The organism is Chitinimonas sp. JJ19 (genome assembly GCF_036961565.1).
Lineage (GTDB): Bacteria > Pseudomonadota > Gammaproteobacteria > Burkholderiales > Chitinimonadaceae > Chitinimonas.
In genome coordinates this window covers 153,261-175,557 of sequence record NZ_JBAMDD010000004.1, presented here as the reverse complement: position 1 = coordinate 175,557, position 22,297 = coordinate 153,261, and the positions used below count along the sequence as shown (strand labels likewise).

The window sequence follows — 22,297 nt, the reverse complement described above, 5'->3', positions numbered from 1 at the left end:
GAACTGCTATGCGGTTGCTGGTGGCTGGCTCAGGCTAACCGGGCCGGGTTGGTAGCCTTGCGTCCGCAGGGCTTGTGACAGCCACTCAGCGGCCGGGCCGGCCAAGCCTGGGCGGCCGCTCAGGGTGAACTCGATATGCAGGCCGCTGTGGCGGGCGTTGCCGTAGCTGGGCAGGCAGGAAAGCCTGATATCCGGATGGCGCGCCAGCAGGTCCTCCATCAGATCGATCAGGTCACCCTCCTTGGCGTCGGGCACGATCAGGCTGGCGCGTTCTTCTGCAATGCCCAGGTGGCGATAGTGCTGATCCAGCACCCAGCGCACCATGGGGTGGGCCATCTCGGGAAAGCCCGGTACGAAATAGTGCCGGGCCAGGCTGAAGCCGGCGATCTGGTTGATGGGGTTGGGGATCAGCAGGCAGCCGTCGGGTAGCTGCGCCATGCGGATACGATTGGAGTAGGCTGCTTCGCCAAAGCGTTCGGTAATCAGCGAGGTCGCTTCCGGGTGCTGTACCAGGGGGACGCCCGCTGCTGCTGCGGCAGCCTGCCTGCTGTGGTCATCGGGCGTGGCGCCGATACCACCAAAGCTGAAGACGATACAGTCGCCCGCCAGCGTCTCGCGATAGAGCGCGGTCTGTGCGGCTGGATCGTCGCCGATGTAGCGGGCCCAGGCGAGCTGTAGGCCGCGGTTGCTCAGTTCCTGGGTGGCAAAGCGCAAATGCTTGTCTTCGCGCCGGCCGGCGAGGATTTCGTCGCCGACAATGATCACGCCAAATTGCTGGGGCATGCTGGGGAGACTCCTTGTCGATAGGTACTGGCGACCCTGCCAGGGCCAAGGTGCCCTGCCATCATGGCACGATGAAAACGGCCCGCCTAGGGGCGGGCCGAACGGGCTGCATGACTCGGTACGGCGAGCTTACTCGCCCAGATAGGCGTGCTGTACCTTTTCATTGGCCAGCAGGGCATCGGCGCTGTCGGCGTAGGTGATACGGCCGCTTTCCATCACATAGCCACGATTGGCGGTCTTGAGCGCCAGCTTGGCGTTCTGTTCCACCAGCAGCATGGTCACGCCTTCGCTGGCAATCTGCCGGATGATCTCAAAGATCTTCTGCACGATGATGGGGGCGAGGCCCATGGAGGGCTCGTCCAGCAGCAGCAGCTTGGGGCGGCTGAGAATGGCACGGCCCATGGCCACCATTTGCTGTTCACCGCCGGACAGCGTACCGGCCAACTGCTTGTAGCGTTCCTTCAGGCGGGGAAACAGGCCGTAGACCCGCTCCAGATCCATCAGGATCTCGGCCTTGTCGTTACGGTAATAGGCACCCATCCACAGGTTTTCCTCCACCGTCAGACGGGGGAAGATGCCACGGCCTTCCGGCACCATGGCCAGGCCACGGGAGACATAGTGATGCACCGGTATGCGGGTGCTGTCCTCGCCGTTGTAGATGATGGTGCCGGCAGCCGGCTTGACCATGCCCACCAGGGTCTTGAGGGTGGTGGTCTTGCCGGCGCCGTTGGCGCCGATCAAGGCCACCAGCTCGCCCTGCTTGATCTCCAGGTCTATGCCTTTGACGGCCTGGATGCCGCCATAGGCAACCTGCAGGCCTTTTACTTCCAGCAGTGTTTTCTGTTCGCTCATGCTATGTCCTTACCCGCTCAGTCCGGCGACGCGCCGAGGTAAGCCTCGATCACGCGCGGGTTGTTCTTGACCTCTTCAGGTACGCCTTCGGCAATCTTCTTGCCGTAGTCCAGTACGGCAATACGGTCGCACAAGCCCATCATCAGCTTCACGTCATGTTCGATCAGCAGGATGGTGACGCCATCGTTGCGGATCTTTTCCATGAGCTTCTTCAGGTCGTCGGTTTCCTTGGGGTTCATGCCGGCAGCGGGCTCGTCCAGCGCCAGCAACTGGGGGTCGGTTGCCAGCGCGCGGGCGATTTCCAGCCGGCGCTGGTCGCCATAGGACAGATTCTTTGCAAACTCACCGCCGTGCTTGCGTATCCCCACGTAGTCGAGCAGTGAGGTCGCCCGTTCGTGGATGGCAGCCTCTTCGGCGCGGGTCTTGGGATCGCGGAAGACCGCACCCAGCACGTTGGCACGGGTACGGACATGGCGCCCGACCATGACGTTCTCCAGGGCCGTCATGTTGTGGAACAGACGGATGTTCTGGAAGGTCCGGGCGATGCCGCTTTCCACCACCACATTGGGCTTCTTGCGGAACAGGTCTATGCCCTTGAAGGTGAACTTGCCTTCGTCGGGTTGGTACAGACCGGTCAACACGTTGAACAGCGTGGTCTTGCCGGCGCCATTGGGGCCGATCAGGCCATAGATTTCGCCCTTGTTGATGGACAGCGCCACATCGCTGAGGGCATGCAGGCCGCCAAAGCGCTTGTGTATGCCGGAAATCTCCAGCAGGACTTCGCCATTTGCTTGATTAGCCATGAGCGGCCTCCTTCTCTGCACCCTTGGCCGGGTCATCATCCTCGTGGAACTCTGCCTTGCGTTGCTTGGAAGGCCACAGACCTTCCGGACGTACCAGCATGACGAAGATCAGGGCAATGCCGAACAGCAGCATGCGGAGGTTCTCGGGGTTGACCAGGCGCTCGCCCAGCAGTTTGTCCTGCAGGGGGTTGACCACATCACGCAGTACCTCGGGGGTGAGGAACAGCAGTACCGCACCCAGGATGACGCCGGGGATGTGCCCCATGCCGCCCAGCACCACCATGGCCAGCACCACGATGGACTCCATCAGGATGAAGCTCTCGGGGGACACAAAGCCCTGGAAGCTGGCAAACATGGCGCCGGAGACACCGCCAAAGCTGGCGCCCATGGCGAAGGCCAGCAGCTTGACGTTACGGGTGTTGATACCCATGGCCTGTGCCGCAATTTCGTCTTCCCGTATGGCTACCCAGGCACGGCCGATACGCGAGCTTTGCAGGCGGATGGAGACCACGATGATCAACAGCGCCAGTGCCAGGAACAGGTAGTAGTAGAGGTGGACGCTGCGGAACTCGATGCCGAACACGGTGATGGCCTGGGAGAACTTGTGGCCGAACAGCGACACGGGTTCGATCAGGTTCACGCCTTGCGGGCCGTTGGTGATGTTGATGGGGCGATCCAGGTTGTTCATGAACAGGCGGACGATTTCGCCAAAACCCAGGGTCACGATGGCCAGGTAGTCACCACGCAGTTTCAGTGTGGGTGAACCTAGCAGCACACCGAATATGCCCGCCAACAGCGCCGCCAGCGGTAACACCACCAGCAAAGGCATGTGCAGCAGCCACTCGAAGCCCGTGCCCGATAGCATGGGCACCAGGTGTGGCGAGTTCAGCAGGGCATAGACATAGGCCCCCACAGCGTAAAAGGCGATGTAGCCCAGGTCCAGCAGGCCGGCATAGCCCACCACGATGTTAAGACCCAGCGCCAGCATGATGTAGAGCATGGCGAGGTCGAGGTTACGCACCCAGGTATTGCCCAGGGTGGCGCCCATGACAAACGGCAGCACCGCCAGTACCACGGCGAAGATCGCCATGCCGGCGTAGGCCGCTGGCTTGGATTGTTTGATGTTGGCTAGCATGTTCTCTCTCTCCCGATCAGGCGCGTTCGGCGACACGTTCGCCCAGCAGGCCGCTGGGGCGGAATACCAGCACCAGGATCAGCACCATGAAGGCAAAGATGTCCTGATAGTGGCTACCCAGCACACCACCGGTAATCGGGCCCAGGTAACCAGCGCCAACGCTTTCGATAATGCCCAGCAGGAGGCCGCCAGCGACTGCGCCAGCCAGGTTGCCGATACCACCCAGCACGGCTGCGGTGAAGGCCTTCAGGCCTATCATGAAGCCCATGGTGGGGTAGGCCAGGCCATAGTTGGCGCCAACCATCACGCCGGCCACAGCACCGAGCGCCGAGCCGATGACGAAAGTCATGGAGATAACGTAGTTGATATTGACGCCCATCAAGCTGGCAACCGACTGATTCATGGATACTGCGCGCATGGCACGACCCAACTTGGTCTTCTCGACCATGATGAGCAGGCCACCCATGACAACCAGGGCCAGTACAACGATGAGTATCTGCAGATCGGTAATCACGGCGCCCATGAAGTCGTGCGAGGCATGGGGCAGCAGATCGGGGAAGGAACGGGGGTTGTTCTTCCAGATCAGCACTGCAACCTGTTGCAGCACGATGGAGATACCGATGGCGGTGATCAGGGGGGCCAGGCGTGGTGCTTTACGCAACGGTCGGTAGGCTACCCGCTCGATGGTGAAGCCCAGCAGCATGGTAATGGGTATGGAGACCAGTAAGCCGGCCACGACCAGCAGTGGCCCTGGCAGGTTGACGCCGCTACCCGAGAGGATGCTGACAGCCGAGATGGTGATCATGGCGCCCATCATCACGATTTCGCCATGGGCGAAGTTGATGAGCTGCAGGATGCCGTAGACCATGGTGTAGCCCAGAGCGATCAGCGCATAGATGCTGCCGACTACCAGGCCGTTGATAAGTTGCTGGATGAAAATGTCCACGCGTTGACTCCTCGTCTTGTTGCGTGAGGGAAAGCGAATCGTGCCGGGTAGGCAAACGAAACCCCGTGTGCCTCAGAATTATTATATTGAGGCGGGCCTGATTGTGACTGGGGTATGACTACAGTTGTAGTTGGGGAAAACCGGAAGTGAAAAAGGCGGCGTCTTTCGACGCCGCCTTTGTTGTAACAACCTTACTGCTTAGGTTGCTCAGCAGGCGCTGCTGCGGCTGCCGGTGCGGCAGCTGGGCTGCCCACGGTGGCCACTGCTTCCCACTTGCCAGCCTTGACCTGGTACACGGTTACCTGGCCGCCGACGATATCACCCTTCTCGTCGAACTTGATGGGGCCGGTCACGCCTTGGTAATCGGTCTTGGCCAGTTCGGGCAGGTACTTGGCCGGGTCGGCCGAGCCAGCACGCTTCATGGCTTCCACCATCAGGCGGGTTGCATCGTAGGTGAACGGTGCGTAGATCTGGATGTCGGTGTTGAACTTGGCCTTGTACTTCTTATCGAAGTCGGCGAAGCCAGGCATCTTGTCCTTGGGCATGCCAGGCTGCGAAGCAAACTGACCTTCGGCGTTGTCGCCAGCCAGCTTGATGTATTCGCCGGTCTGGAAGCCGTCGCCACCCATCACCTTGGCGGCAATGCCCAGCTTCTTCAGCTGCTGGGTCAGCGGGCCTGCCTGGGCGTCCATGCCGCCGTAGAAGATCACGTCAGGCTTCTTGCCCTTGATGGTGGTCAGAATGGCCATGAAATCGGTGGCCTGGTTGGTGGTGAACTCACGACCCACCACTTCCACGCCCTTGGCCTTGGCGGCCTTCTCGAATTCGTCTGCCAGACCTTGGCCGTAGGCGGTACGGTCGTCAATGATGGCGACCTTCTTGGCCTTCAGGTTGGTGGCAGCAAACTCACCCAGCGCGCCGCCTTGGGCGACGTCGTTGGCGATCACGCGGTAGGCAGTCTTGAAGCCTTGCAGCGTGTATTGCGGGTTGGTGGCAGATGGCGAAATCTGCGGGATGCCGGCATCGGAATACAGCTTGGAGGACGGGATGGTGGTGCCCGAGTTCAGGTGACCGATCACGCCGGCAACCTTGGCATCCACAAAACGCTGGGCCACGGTGGTAGCGGTCTTGGGGTCAGCCTGGTCATCTTCCGAGATCATCTCGAACTTGACCTTCTTGCCGCCGATCTCAACGCCTTCGGCGTTCAGTTCTTCGATGGCGAGGCGGACACCGTTTTCATTGTCCTTGCCCAGGTGGGCGATGTTACCGGTCAGCGGTGCTGCGTGACCGATCTTGATCACTTCGTCGCCGGCGGGTGCGGCAGCGGCGGGTGCACCAGCTGCATCAGGTGCCGGCGCTTCTTCTTGTTTGCCGCAAGCGGCGAGTGCCAGTACGGCGGTGGCGATCAGGCTGTAACGAGCCAAGGTCATGAATGTTCCCCTTTTGACAAACGCGGTATTCCGAAATTAGGAACTGCACTGTATGCGCAATCCGACAACGAGCCAAAATGCGTGCGGAATATTGCGCTCCAACTTTTGCGCTTGTCAACGTGGGATAAGCCCTGTCGTAAAACCGCGAATTTGGCTTGTACCAAGGCTTTGCGGGTAATCCCTAACTCATACCACCAGGTCTAGTTGCTGCATGGTCCCGACCTTGCCGGTCTCGGACAGATAGATGCCAGAGCGCCGTATCTGTCCATGTTCTATATTCTGTTGATCTGTCAGGGAAAAATCGGTTTGTGCGTTGTCCAGGTAGAGCGCGCCGATACCCAGGCTCTTGAGATCGGTCAGGTGGGTTACACCGTCGGCATCCCGTGTCCATAGCTTGAGTTGCGCCCAGACGCCATCATTTTCGTCTATCCAGCCATTGCCATCCTGATCGTGCTGGGCCAGATCAGCGAAACCATTGCCGCTCAGTGCGCCAAACAGCTCGCTACCATCGTTGATGGTGCCATCCTGGTTGGCATCCAGTGCCAGAAAACCACTGCCCTGGCCCAGAAAGGACATGGTATCGAGCTGGCCGTCAGCATCCAGATCAAAGGCGACTTTATCGTTGCCCAGGCTGGCGGTGGCGGCGGCATAGTTGATGACCAGTGGGTCTTTCTTCATGCCGGGCGATGCGGCGGTGAGGCTGAACTCGCGCTCTTCGCGGTAGTAGCGGCTGAGGTCCAGTGCGGCACTGAAGGCAATCTCCTGGCCGTCTGCCGTGGTGACGCGGCCGCCAGCGGTAAAGCGGGTGTATTCGCTTTCTTCCAGCACTTCCCGGTAGTGATAGTCGATACGCCACTCGGCCTGCGCTGGGCCGGCGGGTATGGCGCTGGCCTCGCCACTGGTCGTTGCGCCGATGTTGCGTTGCGCAGGCACAACATTCTCGGTTTCCAGGTCGCGGCCGGTGAGGTGTTTGACCAACTGGCGCACCAGCGGCCAGAGTGGGTTGCTCTCCAGTGCCAAGCGTAGGTTGTAGCCCGTGTCGGCCGCCTGGGTAGTGACACCCTGGCTGGAGAGGGCAACGCTTTCCTGTGGGGGCGGTGGGGCAGGGCGGAAGCTGGTGTTGATGCGCGTCTCTACGGTTTGCCGGCGCGCAGCCTCGCGCTGGCCAGCAAGCTGGACCTGCGATTGCTCGATTTTCATCTTGTTTTCTCCTGGCCGCCTGTCAACGGCTTTATGCCAGGATATCGGCAAGGCACAGGATAACTTGATGATACGCAAGGATATCCTGGCGAACAGGCTCTTACATCTGGCCGTGTTCCGCCAGCGAATGGCTGCCGTGCCGGGTTACCACGAAATGATCGAGCAGCCGTATATCAAGCAGTGACAAGGCCTGCTTGACGGTGCGTGTCAGGTGCAGATCGGCTTCGCTGGGCTGGCTGACGCCCGAGGGATGGTTGTGGGCAATGATCAATGCACCGGCATTCAATTGCAGTGCGCGCCGCGCGATCTCGCGTGGGTGGACGCTGGCCTGGTCCAGCGTGCCGCGAAACAACACCTCGGCGCTGATCAGGCCATGCTGGGTATCCAGAAAAAGTGCGCCGAAGCATTCGCGGTCTTCTCCGCCCAGCCACAGGCGCAGGTAGTCGCGCACCGCTGCAGGTTGGCTGAAGGCCTGGGGGCGGCTCAGTTGCTCTCCCAGGGCGCGGCGACTCATTTCCAGTATGGCTTGCAACTGGCTGTACTTGGCAGCGCCCATGCCGGGGATGCGGCAGAGCTCGGTCAGGCTGGCGTCAAACAGTTCGGTGAGCGAACCAAAGTGCTGCAGCAGCTCGCGCGCCAGGTCCACCGCATTCTTGCCTGGTATGCCTACCCGCAGGAAGATGGCCAGCAGCTCGGCATCGGACAGGCTGCTGGCGCCATGTTGCAGCAGTTTTTCGCGGGGGCGTTCGTCGGTGGGCCAGTCGGTTATCGGCATGGGTTTGGGTGGGCGAGAGGGATGCTTTACACTTTCGGGCTGAGCAGGCTTATTTGTAAAGGAATTCTGATGCGAGAGCAGCAAGCATGAACCGCCCCAAGCGTGTTTTGCTGGGTGTGACCGGTGGTGTGGCTGCCTATAAGGCGGCGGAGCTGACACGGCTGTTTGTCAAGGCTGGGCATGATGTCCAGGTGGTGATGACCGAGGCGGCCACCCGCTTTGTGGCGCCGGCCACTTTTCAGGCCTTGTCAGGCCGGCCCGTGTTTACCGATCTGTGGGATAGCCGGGTCGATAACCATATGGCCCATATCGATCTGGGTCGAGAGGCAGATCTGATACTGGTGGCGCCTGCTTCAGCCGACTTTATGTTCAAGCTGGCCCATGGCGCGGCCGATGATTTGCTGTCTACCCTGTGCACTGCCCGGGATTGCCCCCTGTTGGTGGCGCCTGCCATGAACCGGCAGATGTGGGAGAACCCACCCAACCAACGCAATGTGCAGCAGCTACGGCAAGATGGCGTGCTGGTGTTGGGGCCGGATGAGGGTGACCAGGCCTGCGGTGAAACGGGTTTTGGCCGCATGCTGGAGCCAGAAGCCCTGTTTGAGTTGGTTGAGGCTGCTTTCCAGCCCAAATACCTGAAGGGCAAGAAGGTACTGATTACTGCTGGGCCGACCTTTGAGCGTATCGATGCGGTGCGAGGCATTACCAATTCCAGCTCAGGCAAGATGGGTTTTGCCATTGCCCGAGCGGCCTTGGAGGCCGGTGCCGAAGTGACGCTGGTTGCCGGCCCCACATCGCTGAAAACCCCGGTGGGTGCACGGCGCTTGGACGTGGAAAGCAGCAAGGACATGCTGGCTGCCGTCAATGCGGCAGTCAGCAAGACTGATATCTTTATCAGTGTGGCGGCGGTGGCCGACTACTATGTGCTGAATCCATCCGAGCAGAAGATCAAGAAGGATGCCCATATCCTGACCCTGGAGCTGGCACCCAATCCCGATATCCTGGCCAATGTGGCTGGTTTGGCTGATCCACCATTCTGTGTGGGATTCGCCGCTGAGAGTGAAAACCTGCTGGAGTATGGCGAACAGAAACGCCGACGCAAGAAACTGCCTTTGCTGGTGGCCAACCAGGTGCAGTCAGCCATAGGGGCTGACGACAATGAAGTCTTTCTGCTTGACGACCACGGCCAGCACAAGCTGCCGCGTGCCCCCAAGCAGGAGATTGCCCGTGCCATCGTGCAACACACTGCCAAGCTTTACCATGAGTACCATAAGCCATGAAAAAACAGATCGACGTACGTTTGCTGGATGACCGCCTGAAAGAGCACCCACCGGCTTATGCCACCGGTGGCTCAGCCGGGCTAGACCTGCGTGCCTGCCTGGAAGCGCCATTGGATTTGCAGCCGGGTGCCACCAAGCTGGTACCTACCGGAATGGCCATCCACCTGGCCGATCACCACCTCGCCGCCATGATATTGCCGCGTTCTGGCCTGGGGCATAAGCATGGCATCGTGTTGGGTAACCTGGTGGGGCTGATCGATTCAGATTACCAGGGACAGATCTTTGTTTCGGTCTGGAATCGTGGCAACGAGCCTTTTGTGATCCAGCCCATGGAGCGTATTGCCCAACTGGTCGTGGTGCCGGTTGTGCAGGTCGGTTTCAATATCGTGGACGAGTTCCCCGCCAGCGATCGGGGTGAGGGCGGCTTCGGTAGTACCGGCAAGCACTAACCGTGCAGTAGCAGGCCTAGCCTGTACTGCGGTAGTACAGAAAAACAAAAAGCCACCTGCATGGTGGCTTTTTGCTGCGATCTTGCTTTTGCCGCTTGGCGGGTGCTTAGACACCCAGTTCTTCTACCCAAGCCAAGGCCGAAACATGGGCCTTGTTGAGCATTTCCGGGGTCAGCTGCAAGTGCTCACACAAACGCGGCACATCGGCCATCTCAGGGTCTTCGCAGGCTTCGGCCAGCTCCAGGAAGGGACCATAGATACCGGTGCGGCTAAGCAGTGCGTCAGAGACGGCATCCGGCAGCAGCAAGGTTTCGAGGATCTTCTCCATGGGCATGTCCAGCATCACGTCCAGCAGCGAGAACACGCCAACAATGAACAGATTATCGCGATCGGTTCCGTCCAGCATGTGGCTGCCCAGCAACTCGACCAGCCTGCCACGGGTGACGGCGGTTTTCATCAGTGCTGGCGGGGTGCCGGCGTCGGAGCTGGCGGTAACCAGCAACAGGGTGAGCCAGCGATATAGCTTTTGGTAGCCCAGTATGGTGACGGCGTGGCGGAAGGAGTGGATCTCGCAGGAGAGGCCAAAACCCGCCGAATTGATATAGCGCAGCAGCTTGAACGACAGGGCCACATCACGCTTCAACGCATTCTCGATCTCGGTGATCTCGGCGTTGTTGCGCAGCATGTTGAGCAGGGTAAGGATATTGGCGTAGGCCGGGTTGATCACCTTGGCCGAGAGCGTCTCGGGGTGGGCGAAGTAATAACCCTGGAAGCAGTCCATGCCCACATCCAGGCAGAACTTGAACTCGTCCTTGGTCTCGACCTTTTCCGCCACCTGCAGCACAGGGAACTTGCGCAGCTCCTTGGACAGGCTCTTTACGTTCTCCAGGCCCAGTTGCTGGATATCGAGCTTCACATAGTTGGCAAACTCGAGGAAGGGGGCCGTCTGCGGGGTATAGGTAAAGTCGTCCAGCGCAATACCGAAGCCCTGGGCGCGTAGTTCCTTGGCGCGTGCCAGCAACTCGGGGGTGGCATTGACCGACTCGACGATCTCCAGCACCACACGCTGCGGATGCAGCAACTCGAGGAAGTTGCTCTCCAGCATGGAGGTGGCGACGTTGACGAAGGCCAGCTTGCTACCTACCAGCCAATCCGCGCCCATATTGGACAGGGTGTTGACCAGAATATTGGTGCCGGCCTGCATGTCGCTGGAGAAGTCCGCCGTCAGGGAGGACTGATCCAGTCGAAACAGCAACTCATAACCTATGATCTGCTGCTGGCGGTTAAGTATGGGCTGACGGCCGATAAAGGCGTTGTTCTGCATAGTGACTCGCGGTAGGCGGAAGCAGTCGGATGGATTCTATACGGCGGCCTTCATTATGCAGACCGCCGACCCCCTTGGCAATTTGGCTTCAGGCCTTGTTCGACAGCATTTCCAGGAATTGCGACGTCTTGATGGCAGACTGATCAGACTGGTTGTCTTCAAGCAGGTCTTCCATATCAAGTACCAGTACGACTGAACCATCGCCGGACAAGGTAGCACCGGCAACACCACGTGGGCGTATGTTCTGCAGCGGTTTAATTACCACGTCATCGCGACCGATGAAGCTGTCTATGGCCAGGATGAAGCTATTCTCGCCGGATTGCATCAATACACCGAACTGCGGCGTTTGGGTTTCCTGCCAGCCAAGCAGCCGTGCCAGCGAACGTACCGAGAGGATCTCATCGCGCACCACGATGGTGGCGCGGCCGGAGACCTCCTGAACCTGCTCGGAGCGGATGGGGATGATTTCTCGCACCATGGCCAGGGGTACGCCAAAGGGCTGGTCGCAGACCTTGACCACCAGTACAGGCAGTATGGCCAGGGTAAGCGGCAGGGAGATGGCGAAGCGGGTGCCTTCTCCCACCACGGAGTGGATATCGATGCGGCCATTGAGCTTCTGGATATTGGTCTTGACCACATCCATGCCCACGCCACGGCCCGATACGCTGGAGATCTGATCCTTGGTGGAGAAGCCTGGCATGAAGACCAGTTGCAGCGCCTGCTTGTCATCTAGGCTATTGGCGGTTTCCAGGTCGATCAGGCCTTTCTCCACGGCCTTGCGGCGTAGGAAGTCGGCACGCATGCCCTTACCGTCATCGACGATCTCGATCAGGATATGGTCACCCACCTGGGTGGCCGACAGCTGCACGATGCTCTTGGGCGGCTTGCCAGCGGCAATGCGCTCTTCTATGGTTTCGACGCCGTGGTCCACGGCATTGCGTACCAAGTGAACCAGGGGATCGTTGAGATCCTCCAGCATGGTCTTGTCGAGTTCGGTTTCCTCGCCACTGATGACCAGCTCCACATCCTTGCCCAGTTGCCGGGCCAGGTCACGCGCCAGGCGGGGGTATTTCTGGAACAGCCGGCCTATGGGCTGCATGCGGGTCTTCATGACCGCGTTCTGCAGGTCGCTGACCAGAAGATCCAGCTGGCCTATGGCCTCATCCAGTGCCTTCAGGGTAGTGGTGTCGGTCTTGCCGTTGAGTATGTCGGTACGCAGGGTGGTCAGGCGGTTCTTGGTCAGGCCGATTTCGCCCGACAGGTTGAGTACCTGATCCAACCGGTTGGTATCGATCCGGATGGTGGTTTCCTGAGCAGCCAGTTGCTGGGCGGCGGGTTGCGGCTTGGATGCCGGCGCGGGCGCCGCAGGCTTGAGCCCCATGGCCGGTGCGGCAGGCGTGGTGACGGCGGGGACGGATACGGGGGCAGCTGGCAGCGATGCGGCCGATACCACGGGTGCCGGTGCTGCGGCCGGTGCGGCGGGAACCGGCGCACTGGCCGGTTTGGCTGCGGGCATGGGGGTGCCGGTGATGGCTGCATGCAGCATCACCCAATCGGGCTCGTTGCCCTGGCTGGCAGGGGCTGCAACAGGTGCTGCTGCCGGTGGAGCAGCTGGAGCGGGTGCCGGGGCGGGGGCGGCTGCACTGGGCAGTCGGCCTTCCAGCGCGTCGTCCAGCTGGGTCAGCAAGGCGGCATCCGCTGGTGCTGGTGGCCGTGATTGCGACAGCGAGCCGAACATATCGCGCACCACACCGGTGGCAGCAAGAATGGCATCCATCAGCTCGGGCGTCAGCTTGAGTTCGCCGTTACGGAGTTTGTCGAACAGGTTCTCGGTGCGATGGCACAAGTTGACCAGAGCGTCGACATTCAGGAAGCCCGCACCGCCCTTGATGGTATGAAAGCCCCGGAAGATGACGTTCAGGAGGTTCTTGTCATCGGGCCGCTTCTCCAGCTCGACCAGCTTGTTGTCCACGTCGGAAAGCAGCTCGGAGGCTTCCGTGAGGAAATCCTGCAGCAGGTCTTCCATGCCCGAAAAATCACTCATGGCATCATCCTTTTGGCTAGACCAGATCAGAAGCCCAGGCTGGCAAGCAGGTCATCCACCTGTTCCTGGTTGGTAACAACATCGGTACGGCCATCTGCATTGTAGACCGGGCCGTTCTCCAGGCTGGCATCGACTTCGCCTATGGGCAGGGGTTTGCCCGTACCGGCCGGCGAGAACTGCACCAGGAACTCGAACAGGCTGCCTTCCATCTCCTTGGCCATTTCCACGATCTTCTTGATGACCTGGCCGGTCAAATCCTGGAAATCCTGCGCCATCATGATCTCGAGCAACTGCGAGTTGGTGGCGCGGGCATTGGCGGCAGATGTCTTCAGGTGTTCGCGGGTGCGCGCCGCCAGTTGCTTGAATTCCTCGACCGACAATTGATTGGCGTACAGCTTGTCCCACTCGCTGGCCAGGGCTTCGGAGTCGGCCTCGATCTTGTCCTGCAGCGGCTGGGCCACATCAACGGCATTCAGGGTGCGGTTGGCGGCTTGTTCGGTCAGGGTGGCAACATAGGACAGACGGTCACGCGCATCGGGGATGGCGGCAGCGGCCTTTTCCAGCGACTTGTCGTAGCCCATCTCGCGCAGGGCGTCGTGCACCTTGCGGGTCAGCTGGCCGATGCTGGCAAACATCGAGCGGGCCGGGTCGTCCATGTTCATGGCGGCCATGGGGGCTGCTGGGGACGGTGTCTCGGCAACGGGTTCGGGCGCAGGCGCGGCGGCTGCCGGAGCAGGGGCCTCATCGGGTTGATTGGCATTGACGATGCTATCGAACAAGGCTTGCAGTTCGTCGGAGTCACCGCTGTTGATGGCTTTATCGCTCACGTTGGACTCCCGTCTTATTTGTTGAGGGTCTGGAAGATCTTGCCGAGTTTTTCGTCAAGCGTAGCTGCCGTGAACGGCTTGACGATATAGCCACTGGCGCCTGCCTGCGCCGCCTCGACGATGTTCTCCTTCTTCGCCTCGGCGGTGATCATCAAAAAGGGCAGGTGCTTGAGTGTTGGATCGGCACGCACAGCCTTCAACAGTTCGATACCCGTCATGTTCGGCATGTTCCAGTCGGAAACGACGAAATCGAAAGTGGTGGACTTGAGCTTGTGCAGCGCGACCTGGCCATCTTCGGCCTCTTCGACGTTGCTGAAGCCCAGCTCCTTGAGCAGGTTACGAACGATGCGGCGCATCGTGGAAAAGTCGTCAACCACCAGAAATCGAATGTTCTTGTCCGTCATGTCTTGCTCCGAGAGACCCCGCGTACGGGCGTGCGGTTAACCGCGTTACGGTGTAGTTCAGCTTTGCAGGAAAGGAGAAATGGTTTCCGCCAATACGAAAGGATCGAATTTGGCGACGTAGGCGTCAACGCCCACGCTGCTGCCCATGGCCCGGTTGGCATTGGATGACAGCGAGGAATGCATGACGACCGGAATACCCTGGAAACGGGTATCGGATTTGATGTGCTTGGTCAGCACATAGCCGTCCATCTCCGGCATTTCGGCATCGACCAGAATCAGCTTGAGATGGTGGCTCAGGGGTTGGCTGTCGTGCTGGTAACGGGTGGCAATGTTCTGCAACTTGTCCCAGGCCTCGGCGCCATTGTTGGCTTGCTGGTACTTGACGCTGATCTTGTCGAGCACGCTGACGATCTCTTTGCGGGCAACCACCGAGTCGTCCACAAAGAACATGAATTTTTCCTGGTCCACGCTGACCGAGGGAATATCCGGCACAAAGGTTTCACCGATGACACTGGCCAGTATCTGTTCGACGTCCAGTATCGATACCAGCTTGCCATCGTCGAGTTCGGTAATTGCGGTGATCAGCGCCTGGTTGCCGGCCAGCATGGTTTCCGGTGCGCGCACCTTGTTCCAGTCCACCCGGATGATGCGGTCCACCGAGCGCACCAGAAAGCCCTGGGTGTGCTTGGAGAACTCGGTGACGATCATGGTTTCTTCGTTCTGCGCGTCCGGATCATTGGGGCAGACGAATTTGGCCAAGGATATGACCGGGATAATATTGCCACGTAGTGAAATCACACCTTCCACGCCTACCGGCATATTCGGTGTCTTGGTGATCTTGGGGGTCTGCGAGACTTCCCTGACCTTGAAGACGTTGATCCCGAAGGTCTCGCGGGTACCCAGCGAGAACAACAGGATTTCCATCTTGTTCGAGCCCGCCAGCTTGGTGCGGGCATCGACGCTGTCGAGCAGGGTGGAGTTTGCGTTGGACATGGCTTTCCCTTGTACGCAGATCTATCTGTGGCTCAGTGCTGGGCGGCGTTACGCAACATGGTGGTGATCGCTTCCGTCAACTTGTGCGGCTCGAACTTGGCGACATAGGCATCAACGCCAACCGACTGCCCCAGCTTCTGGTTCGACATCCCCGACAGGGAAGAATGCATCAGGATGGGTATGCCGGCAAAGCGGGGATCTCCCTTGACCGTCTTGGTCAGCATGTAGCCATCCATCTCAGGCATTTCCACATCGGTCAGTATCATATGCACGAAATCCCTGACCGGCTTGCCCAGCACTTCTGCCTGCGCCGCAATGCGTTGCAGCTCGTCCCAGGCCCGTTTGCCATTGATGGCTTCAACATAGTTGAGTTCGAGCGCATCCAGGGTGCGTTGTATCTGCTTGCGGGCAATGGCCGAATCATCGGCATAGAACACCGTCTTGCCAACCAGGTCGCTGACCGGCCGGATAGTCTTGAATTCGGCGGAATCGTCCAGTTGATTGGTTTCGGCTAGGACTTTCTCCACGTCCAGCATCATTACCAGCTTGCCGCTATCGAGCTCGGTAACGGCGGTCACCAGGCCGCGCAGATTGTTGTTGAGCATTTCAGGCGGCACCCGCATCTGCGACCAGTCCAGCCGCAGGATGGTGTCCACGGCTTCGACCAGAAAGCCCTGGGTGTGACCGTTGTACTCAGACACGATCATGATGTCGGGTTTGCTGTCGGTCTTGACGCCCACGTAGCTGGCAAGATCAATAACGGGTATCAGGTTGCCGCGCAGGCTGACCATGCCCTCCACCGCAGGAGGCATCTCGGGTGCCTGGGTGATTTCGGGAGTGCGCATCACTTCGCGCACCTTGAATACATTGATGCCGAAGTTTTCACGCCGGCCCGAACGTGTATCCATACCCAGCGTGAACAGCAGGATTTCTAGCTTGTTGGTGCCGGCGAGTTTGGTGCGCGCGTCGATTTTCTTGAGCAAGTCGGACACGGTTGCGGCTCCGCGGTAATGTTGGGGAGGCTGTGACGTTGCAAGCATGCGCAGTGGCATGGGATACCGGCAAACATCAGTCACTTCGAATATTCTACCTTACCCTGAATTGCGCATGCACTTCCTTGTACTGGCGCAATCCTGAGGGGCAGCTTCGTTTTATTTATCGCCCTCCATGGCCCAGATTGCAAGCTGAGTGCGGTTTTCAGCACGACTTTGTCGAAATTTTTATAATCCAAAACAATACGCTCAACAAGGACGCTCACATTGGAAGCAAAACCAGTCGATGCCACTGCGGGCGGCGACAAGATAGACCGTGCTGAACTGGAGCAGGCATTCAGCCTGTTCAACGAGGCATCCCGCCAGTTGGTCGAGTCCTATCAGGAGCTGGAGCAGCAGGTGGGTTCGCTGACCCAGGAGTTGGCTGTGGCCAACGGTGCCTTGCGCCAACAGTTCGAGGAGAAAGCCGCCTTGTCGAGCCGGCTGGAGACGCTGCTGGCGGCCTTGCCTGGTGGGGTGGTGGAGCTGGATGGGGATAACCAGGTGCTGACGGCCAATCCGGCCGCCTCTGCCATATTTGGCGCGGCTTTGATTGGGCTGGACTGGCATGAAGCCATCGAGCCCGAGCTGGTGGCGACATCGGTAGTCAATGAGTGGCAGTTGCTGCTGCCCGACGGCGTGGAGAAGCGCCTCAGCATCGTGACCAGCCAGTTGCCAGGCGGCGAGCGTATCTTGCTGGTGCATGATGTCAGCGAAAGCTGGCGCCTGCGCCGGCAACTGGAACAGCATAAGCGCCTGGCCTCCATGGGTGAGATGGCGGCAGGGCTGGCACATCAGTTGCGCACGCCCTTGGCGACGGCATTGTTGTATACAGCCAACCTGGCGCGACCTCAGCTGGGGGAGGCGGATCGGATCAAGTTTGGCGAGAAATCGCTGGCTCGACTACGCTACCTCGAAACGCTGATACAAAATATGCTGCTGTTTGTACGTGGACAGCAGGCGGAGTTTGAGCAGGTAGATTTAGTGGCTGTGGCAGAGGAGGCCATACAGACTGTGCAGCCCCAGGATGCTGGGCAGGATCGTGTGTGGCAGCTTAGCCTGCCAGCAGGGCCTGCTTGGGTCAGGGCCAACCGCAAGGAACTGACCGGGGCCTTGATCAACCTGCTGGAGAACGCGCTGCAAGCCACCGGGCCGGGCCAGGAAATTGCGCTGGCCTTGCAGCAGCAGGGCGTGGCGTGGCGCCTGGAGGTGGCGGATCAGGGGTGTGGCATGGCCGAGGCAGTGCGCGAACGCTTGTTTGAGCCTTTCTTCACCACCCGCAAGGAAGGCACAGGCCTGGGTCTGGCGATCGTGCGCAATCTGGTGACCGCACTGGGTGGGGAGATCGATGTGGTTTCGGCGCCGGGCGAGGGTGCACGATTCACGATTCTGTTGCCAGTCGCGCATTAGCTCCCTATCGTGATAACGACATAGTCCATCTATTATTCAATTCGTCCTGATTAATTAGGAAAAACGAAATCATCATGACTGCCATCGTTGAAATTGACGGCCAAACCGGCCGCTTGCTGCTCTCAGGTCAATTTGACTTCAGCGCCCACCGCGATTTTCGACAAGCCTGCGATGAAGTGCTGGGCGCTGCCGGGGTAAATGAGGTGCTGGTGGATTTCCAGCAGGTTGACTACCTCGATAGTTCTGCCCTGGGCATGCTGCTGCTGCTGAAGGAGAAGGCAGCTGCGGCAGGTAAGACGCTGGCCCTGGTCAATTGTCGGGATACCGTGCGCCAGGTACTGGAGATCGCTTGCTTCGGCAAGATTTTCACCATCCGCTAAAGGTTGAGCCCGCCTAGCCATGAAAGTCCTGCTGGCAGATGACGCTGAAGTTGTCCGGCTGCTGATCGGTCGCTTTGTTGAGTCGCTGGGTCATCAATTGATCCTGGCCAACGATGGCATCGAGGCGGTCGAGCAATGCATGGCCGAGCAACCCGACATGGTGTTGATGGACATGCTGATGCCACGGCTTGATGGCCCTGAGGCTGGGCGCCAGATCAAGCAGCGCATGTCGGCACGCTGGGTGCCCATCGTGCTGATTACGGCGGTGGAAGAAGTGACCAAGCTGGCCGATGCCATGGAGATCGGCGCCGACGATTACCTGCTCAAGCCTGTTAATTTCCGTATTCTGGAAGCCAAGATCAAGGCCATAGAGCGGACCGTTGAGCTGAATCGCAAGGTACGTGAGCAAGCCGAGAAACTGGCAGGCTATTTCGACCGTGCGGAAGAGGAAAAACGGGTTGCCCGGCATTTGATGGAGCAGCTGGTCAATCGCGAACGCTTGTCCGACCCGCAATTGCATAGCTGGATTGCGCCAGCCGAGAGCCTTTCGGGCGATCTGGTGGCGGCTGCACGTACGCCTGGTCAGGTATTGCATCTGATGCTGGCTGACGGCATAGGGCATGGGCTGACGGCGGCGCTGAATGTGCTGCCACTGACCCAGCCCTTCTATGCCATGACCGAGCGCGGGTTTGCGCTGACCGATATCCTGATGGAAATGCACCGCAAGGTGCGACAGGTCCTGCCGGTGGGCCGATTCGTGGCAGTGGCCTTCGTGGCGGTTGATTTCGTCAAGCGCACCATCGAAGTATGGAATGGCGGCATCCCTGAGTTGCAGCTGTATGACGACCGGGGAGGCGTGCTGAAGCGCTGGCCTTCCCGTCATCTGCCGCTGGGTATCCTGCCCATTGATGCGCTGGAGTTGGAAACCGAACGCTACCAGTTCAATCGCCGGGCCAATCTGGTGCTCTGCTCTGATGGCCTGCTGGAGGCGCGCAATGAAGTCGGTGAGGCCTTTGGCGTGATCCGGCTGGGGTTAGCCTGCGGCGGCCGCCCTGCGGCTGAGGCGCTGACGCGGACGGTCGACATGCTGTCCGACTTCCTTGGTGGCGCCAGCTGCCATGACGATGTATCGCTGGCCATAGTCGATCTGGATCCGGATGCTGTGCTGCCGCTGCCCGAGCATGTGGAGGTGGGCGAGTTGCCGCAGATTGCCGGCGAGGCTCGCTGGCGTTATGTGTTGTCGCTCGGTGCCGAGGAACTCAAGACGCTGCATACCGTGCCGTTGATCATGGGCTTTATCAGCCAGGTCAAACCGCTGACCCAGGCACATGCGGATATCTTCCTGATTCTCACCGAGTTGTTTGTCAACGCGGTGGATCATGGCCTGCTGGAATTGTCGTCCGCCATCAAGGAGGGTACTGACGGCATGGAGGTCTACCTGGCGGAGCGTGCGCGTCGTCTGGTCGCGTTGCGCGAAGGCCGGGTAGAGATAGAGCTGGCCGGCTACGATCTGGGCGGCCGAACCATGTTGAGGATACGCGTGGCGGATAGCGGGGCGGGCTTTGATTGGAGTTGGCAGGAGGCGCCGGATACCTTGCGGCCCAGTGGGCGTGGCATTGCACTGGTGAATGCGCTGTGCGCCTCGCTGCGTTTCTTCGGCAACGGCAATACGGTTGAGGCCTGCTACCTGACGCGACAAGCCTTATGAGCGCACACGATCACGGCAAGCGCTCTACCGAGCAGGCCCAAGGTGGCCTGGAAATACCCCCTAGCCACAGTGCCGATGTGGTGCTGCCCTTGTTCGATAAGCCGGTACGCGGCCCTGCTGAGCGCGTAGTGATCGTCGGCGCCTCTACCGGCGGCACCGAGGCCCTCAAGCATTTTCTGCAGCCTTTGCCCGAGAACATGCCTGCTGTGCTGGTGGCACAGCATATGCCCGAGATGTTTACCGCGCCGTTTGCGGCGCGGCTGGACAGCCTGTGTGCCCTGCACGTCAAGGAGGCTGAGCAAGGCGAAGTCGTCTTGCCCGGTCATGTCTATATTGCGCCGGGGCATTCTCACCTGATGTTGGGCTTATCCGGCGGGCACTATGTCTGTGAGTTGTCCAAGGCACATCCCGTCAACCGGCATCGGCCATCGGTCGATGTGCTGTTCCGCTCCGCCGCCAACCATGCTGGGCGCTATGCCTTGGGCGTGATACTGACGGGCATGGGGCGTGATGGTGCCCAGGGCATGCTGGAGATGAAGCGGGCCGGTGCCTACAATTTCGCCCAGGACGAAGCCAGCTGTGTGGTATTCGGCATGCCCAAGGAAGCCATCGCCCTGGGGGGGGTGGACGAGGTGGTGCCACTGGACGAATTGCCTGGCCGCCTGCAGGCGTGCCTGCGCACAGCGCTCCCCAAAGCGCCGGGTGCCGTGTAAGCTCGGCCGCATAACCCTTTACACGCAGAAACAGAGCCATGCCCGCACTGCCCATACTGATCGTCGAGGATGACAACGACCTGCGCGAGGCGCTGACCGATACGCTGGAGCTGGCGGGTTATCAAGTGCTGAGTGCCGAGGATGGCGAAGCCGGATTGTTGGTGCTGGCTGAACGCAAGGTCGGCATGGTGTTGTCGGATGTCCAGATGCAGCCCATGGATGGTGAGACGCTGCTCAAGCAGGTAAAGCTGGCCTATCCCCATATACCGGTGGTGCTGATGACGGCCTATGGTGTGATCGAGAAGGCGGTGGCGGCACTCCATGCCGGCGCGGCGCACTACCTGCCCAAGCCATTCGAGCCGGATGACCTGCTGGCGACGGTGGCCAAGTACATGCTGCCGGCGGTGGACGACGATGCGGTGATTGCCGAAGATCCGGGCATGTTGCACTTGCTGGATATGGCCCAGCGGGTGGCCATGTCGGAGGCGGCGGTGATGATTACCGGGGAGAGCGGTACCGGTAAGGAAGTGCTGGCGCGCTATATACATCGCCACTCGTCCCGTGCGGACGGCCCGTTTGTGGCGATCAATTGTGCCGCCATACCCGAGCAGCTGCTGGAGTCCACCCTGTTTGGCCACGAAAAAGGGGCGTTTACCGGCGCGGCCAACCAACATATCGGCAAGTTCGAGCAGGCGGATGGCGGTACGCTGTTGCTCGATGAAATCTCGGAAATGCCACTGGAACTACAGGCCAAGCTGTTGCGCGTGCTGCAAGAGCGGGAAGTGGAGCGGGTAGGGGGCAAGAAACCGATCGCCATTGATATCCGCGTACTCTCGACATCCAACCGCGATATGCCTGCCGAGGTGGCTGCTGCCCGCTTCCGCGAGGACTTGTACTACCGGCTCAATGTTTTTCCGCTGGCATTGCCGGCATTGCGCGAGCGCCCGGACGATATCGTGCCCCTGGCACGGGCCATGCTATCTAGGCATGCAGCCTCGGGTAAGCGGCGGGTGCCGGCAATCAGTGCCGCCGCTGCGGCTGCCCTGACGTCACATAGCTGGGATGGCAATATCCGGGAGTTGGAGAATGTCATGCAGCGGGCTTTAATTTTGGCTCCCGGTGACGATATAGAACCTGAACACCTGTTTTTGCCGCAATTGCGCCGGCAAGTATTGCCGGTGGCGGCAAGAATTGCCGCGCCGGTGGCAAATATGCCGCAGCCGGATTTGCCGCCTGCTGCGCCTGTAGTGACCGACATGCGTTCGCTGGAGCGGCAGCACATAGTCGATACACTCAAGCAGGCCGGGGGTGTGCGCAAGCTGGCGGCAGAAAAGCTGGGCATGAGTGAACGTACGCTGCGCTACAAATTGCAGCAGTATCGCGAAGAAGGTTGGCAGGAAGAGTAATAAAAGGCCTGTTGGCCTGCGGATTGCTTGCTATTGTTCAAGCGAGACACATACAATTTCACGCAGTTTCGAGGTGCATCATGAGCGTGCAAGGGATAGACAACCTGCTGGGCGAGTTAAAGGCCATGTCCGCCAAGGCGGCCGGGCAGTCTTCGTCCGCTGCAGAGGCCTTGCCGGAAGGTGGTGATTTCGCGTCTGTGCTGAAGTCGTCGCTGGACCAGGTCAATCAGATGCAACTCGATTCGCAGGCCAAGCAGCAGGCGTTCGAAATGGGCGACCCCAACGCCAACCTGCAAGACGTGATGGTCTCGCTGCAGAAGGCGAGCCTGTCTTTCCAGACTATGGTGCAGGTTCGTAACAAGCTGGTGTCCGCATACCAGGAAGTTATGAACATGCAGGTGTGA

The 22,297-nt window shown here is 59.8% G+C and carries 22 protein-coding genes; 8 read left to right on the top strand and 14 right to left on the bottom strand.

Going from position 1 to position 22,297, the window contains the following annotated elements; translation table 11 throughout:
- Nucleotides 1-6: 6 nt before the first annotated feature.
- The 8 genes from V7714_RS06855 to radC all read right to left on the bottom strand — a co-directional run bounded on the left by V7714_RS06855 (nucleotide 7) and on the right by radC (nucleotide 7,924).
- Nucleotides 7-783 (bottom strand): competence/damage-inducible protein A, encoded by a 777-nt coding sequence (locus tag V7714_RS06855; RefSeq protein ID WP_335709042.1) that lies wholly within the window; start codon nucleotides 781-783, stop codon nucleotides 7-9.
- A 129-nt stretch (nucleotides 784-912) separates the two neighbouring features.
- Complete coding sequence (locus tag V7714_RS06850; protein ID WP_284197631.1) at nucleotides 913-1,635, bottom strand: ABC transporter ATP-binding protein; 723 nt, start codon at nucleotides 1,633-1,635, stop codon at nucleotides 913-915.
- A 17-nt stretch (nucleotides 1,636-1,652) separates the two neighbouring features.
- Nucleotides 1,653-2,438, bottom strand: a complete 786-nt coding sequence (locus V7714_RS06845) for an ABC transporter ATP-binding protein (protein ID WP_335709041.1) — start codon at nucleotides 2,436-2,438, stop codon at nucleotides 1,653-1,655.
- Nucleotides 2,431-3,573, bottom strand: a complete 1,143-nt coding sequence (locus V7714_RS06840) for an ABC transporter permease subunit (RefSeq protein WP_335709040.1) — start codon at nucleotides 3,571-3,573, stop codon at nucleotides 2,431-2,433. The genes V7714_RS06845 and V7714_RS06840 overlap by 8 nt, the downstream gene beginning before the upstream one ends.
- A 16-nt stretch (nucleotides 3,574-3,589) precedes the next feature.
- The gene (locus tag V7714_RS06835; protein WP_284197629.1) at nucleotides 3,590-4,519 is read right to left on the bottom strand and encodes a branched-chain amino acid ABC transporter permease; all 930 of its coding nucleotides are present in this window, start codon (nucleotides 4,517-4,519) and stop codon (nucleotides 3,590-3,592) included.
- Nucleotides 4,520-4,710: 191 nt separating this feature from the next.
- Nucleotides 4,711-5,949 carry a branched-chain amino acid ABC transporter substrate-binding protein gene (locus V7714_RS06830; RefSeq protein WP_335709039.1) on the bottom strand — a complete coding sequence of 413 codons (1,239 nt, stop codon included), beginning with the start codon at nucleotides 5,947-5,949 and terminating at the stop codon, nucleotides 4,711-4,713.
- Nucleotides 5,950-6,135: 186 nt separating this feature from the next.
- On the bottom strand, nucleotides 6,136-7,149 hold the full coding sequence (locus V7714_RS06825; protein ID WP_335709038.1) for a hypothetical protein: 1,014 nt from the start codon (nucleotides 7,147-7,149) through the stop codon (nucleotides 6,136-6,138).
- Nucleotides 7,150-7,249: 100 nt separating this feature from the next.
- Nucleotides 7,250-7,924, bottom strand: a complete 675-nt coding sequence (gene radC / locus V7714_RS06820) for a RadC family protein (RefSeq protein WP_284197626.1) — start codon at nucleotides 7,922-7,924, stop codon at nucleotides 7,250-7,252.
- 86 nt (nucleotides 7,925-8,010) lie between these two features.
- On the opposite strand from radC, the gene coaBC reads away from it, so the two are divergent.
- Together coaBC and dut are read left to right on the top strand one after the other, a co-directional pair.
- Complete coding sequence (gene coaBC / locus V7714_RS06815) at nucleotides 8,011-9,204, top strand: bifunctional phosphopantothenoylcysteine decarboxylase/phosphopantothenate--cysteine ligase CoaBC (protein WP_335709037.1); 1,194 nt, start codon at nucleotides 8,011-8,013, stop codon at nucleotides 9,202-9,204.
- Nucleotides 9,201-9,653 carry a dUTP diphosphatase gene (dut, locus tag V7714_RS06810; RefSeq protein ID WP_290331846.1) on the top strand — a complete coding sequence of 151 codons (453 nt, stop codon included), beginning with the start codon at nucleotides 9,201-9,203 and terminating at the stop codon, nucleotides 9,651-9,653. The genes coaBC and dut overlap by 4 nt, the downstream gene beginning before the upstream one ends.
- 106 nt (nucleotides 9,654-9,759) lie before the next feature.
- On the opposite strand, the gene V7714_RS06805 is transcribed toward dut, so the two are convergent.
- The 6 genes from V7714_RS06805 to V7714_RS06780 form a co-directional block, all read right to left on the bottom strand.
- Complete coding sequence (locus V7714_RS06805) at nucleotides 9,760-10,977, bottom strand: EAL and HDOD domain-containing protein (RefSeq protein ID WP_284197623.1); 1,218 nt, start codon at nucleotides 10,975-10,977, stop codon at nucleotides 9,760-9,762.
- An 88-nt stretch (nucleotides 10,978-11,065) separates the two neighbouring features.
- Nucleotides 11,066-13,021: a chemotaxis protein CheA gene (locus V7714_RS06800; RefSeq protein ID WP_335709036.1), complete on the bottom strand. Its 1,956-nt coding sequence runs from the start codon at nucleotides 13,019-13,021 to the stop codon at nucleotides 11,066-11,068.
- 26 nt (nucleotides 13,022-13,047) lie between these two features.
- A complete protein-coding gene (gene cheZ, locus V7714_RS06795; protein WP_335709035.1) occupies nucleotides 13,048-13,848 on the bottom strand; it encodes a protein phosphatase CheZ in 801 nt (266 codons plus the stop codon).
- Nucleotides 13,849-13,862: 14 nt separating this feature from the next.
- On the bottom strand, nucleotides 13,863-14,252 hold the full coding sequence (gene cheY, locus V7714_RS06790) for a chemotaxis response regulator CheY (protein ID WP_284197620.1): 390 nt from the start codon (nucleotides 14,250-14,252) through the stop codon (nucleotides 13,863-13,865).
- 57 nt (nucleotides 14,253-14,309) lie between these two features.
- On the bottom strand, nucleotides 14,310-15,245 hold the full coding sequence (locus V7714_RS06785) for a chemotaxis protein (protein ID WP_284197619.1): 936 nt from the start codon (nucleotides 15,243-15,245) through the stop codon (nucleotides 14,310-14,312).
- Nucleotides 15,246-15,277: 32 nt separating this feature from the next.
- On the bottom strand, nucleotides 15,278-16,237 hold the full coding sequence (locus V7714_RS06780) for a chemotaxis protein (protein ID WP_290331843.1): 960 nt from the start codon (nucleotides 16,235-16,237) through the stop codon (nucleotides 15,278-15,280).
- A gap of 267 nt (nucleotides 16,238-16,504) precedes the next feature.
- Here V7714_RS06780 and V7714_RS06775 point away from each other — a divergent pair, with 267 nt between their 5' ends.
- The 6 genes from V7714_RS06775 (at nucleotide 16,505) to fliE (ending at nucleotide 22,297) form a co-directional block, all read left to right on the top strand.
- The gene (locus V7714_RS06775; protein WP_290331842.1) at nucleotides 16,505-17,686 is read left to right on the top strand and encodes a sensor histidine kinase; all 1,182 of its coding nucleotides are present in this window, start codon (nucleotides 16,505-16,507) and stop codon (nucleotides 17,684-17,686) included.
- Nucleotides 17,687-17,760: 74 nt separating this feature from the next.
- Complete coding sequence (locus V7714_RS06770; protein ID WP_284197616.1) at nucleotides 17,761-18,066, top strand: STAS domain-containing protein; 306 nt, start codon at nucleotides 17,761-17,763, stop codon at nucleotides 18,064-18,066.
- 19 nt (nucleotides 18,067-18,085) lie between these two features.
- Nucleotides 18,086-19,774: an ATP-binding SpoIIE family protein phosphatase gene (locus V7714_RS06765; protein ID WP_335709034.1), complete on the top strand. Its 1,689-nt coding sequence runs from the start codon at nucleotides 18,086-18,088 to the stop codon at nucleotides 19,772-19,774.
- Nucleotides 19,771-20,487, top strand: coding sequence for a chemotaxis protein CheB (locus V7714_RS06760; protein WP_335709033.1), 717 nt, complete (start codon nucleotides 19,771-19,773; stop codon nucleotides 20,485-20,487). Before V7714_RS06765 ends, V7714_RS06760 begins: the two co-directional genes overlap by 4 nt.
- Nucleotides 20,488-20,525: 38 nt before the next feature.
- Entirely contained in the window at nucleotides 20,526-21,893 is a 1,368-nt protein-coding gene (locus V7714_RS06755; RefSeq protein ID WP_335709032.1) for a sigma-54-dependent transcriptional regulator, read from the top strand.
- 80 nt (nucleotides 21,894-21,973) lie between these two features.
- Nucleotides 21,974-22,297 (top strand): flagellar hook-basal body complex protein FliE, encoded by a 324-nt coding sequence (gene fliE / locus V7714_RS06750; RefSeq protein WP_284197613.1) that lies wholly within the window; start codon nucleotides 21,974-21,976, stop codon nucleotides 22,295-22,297.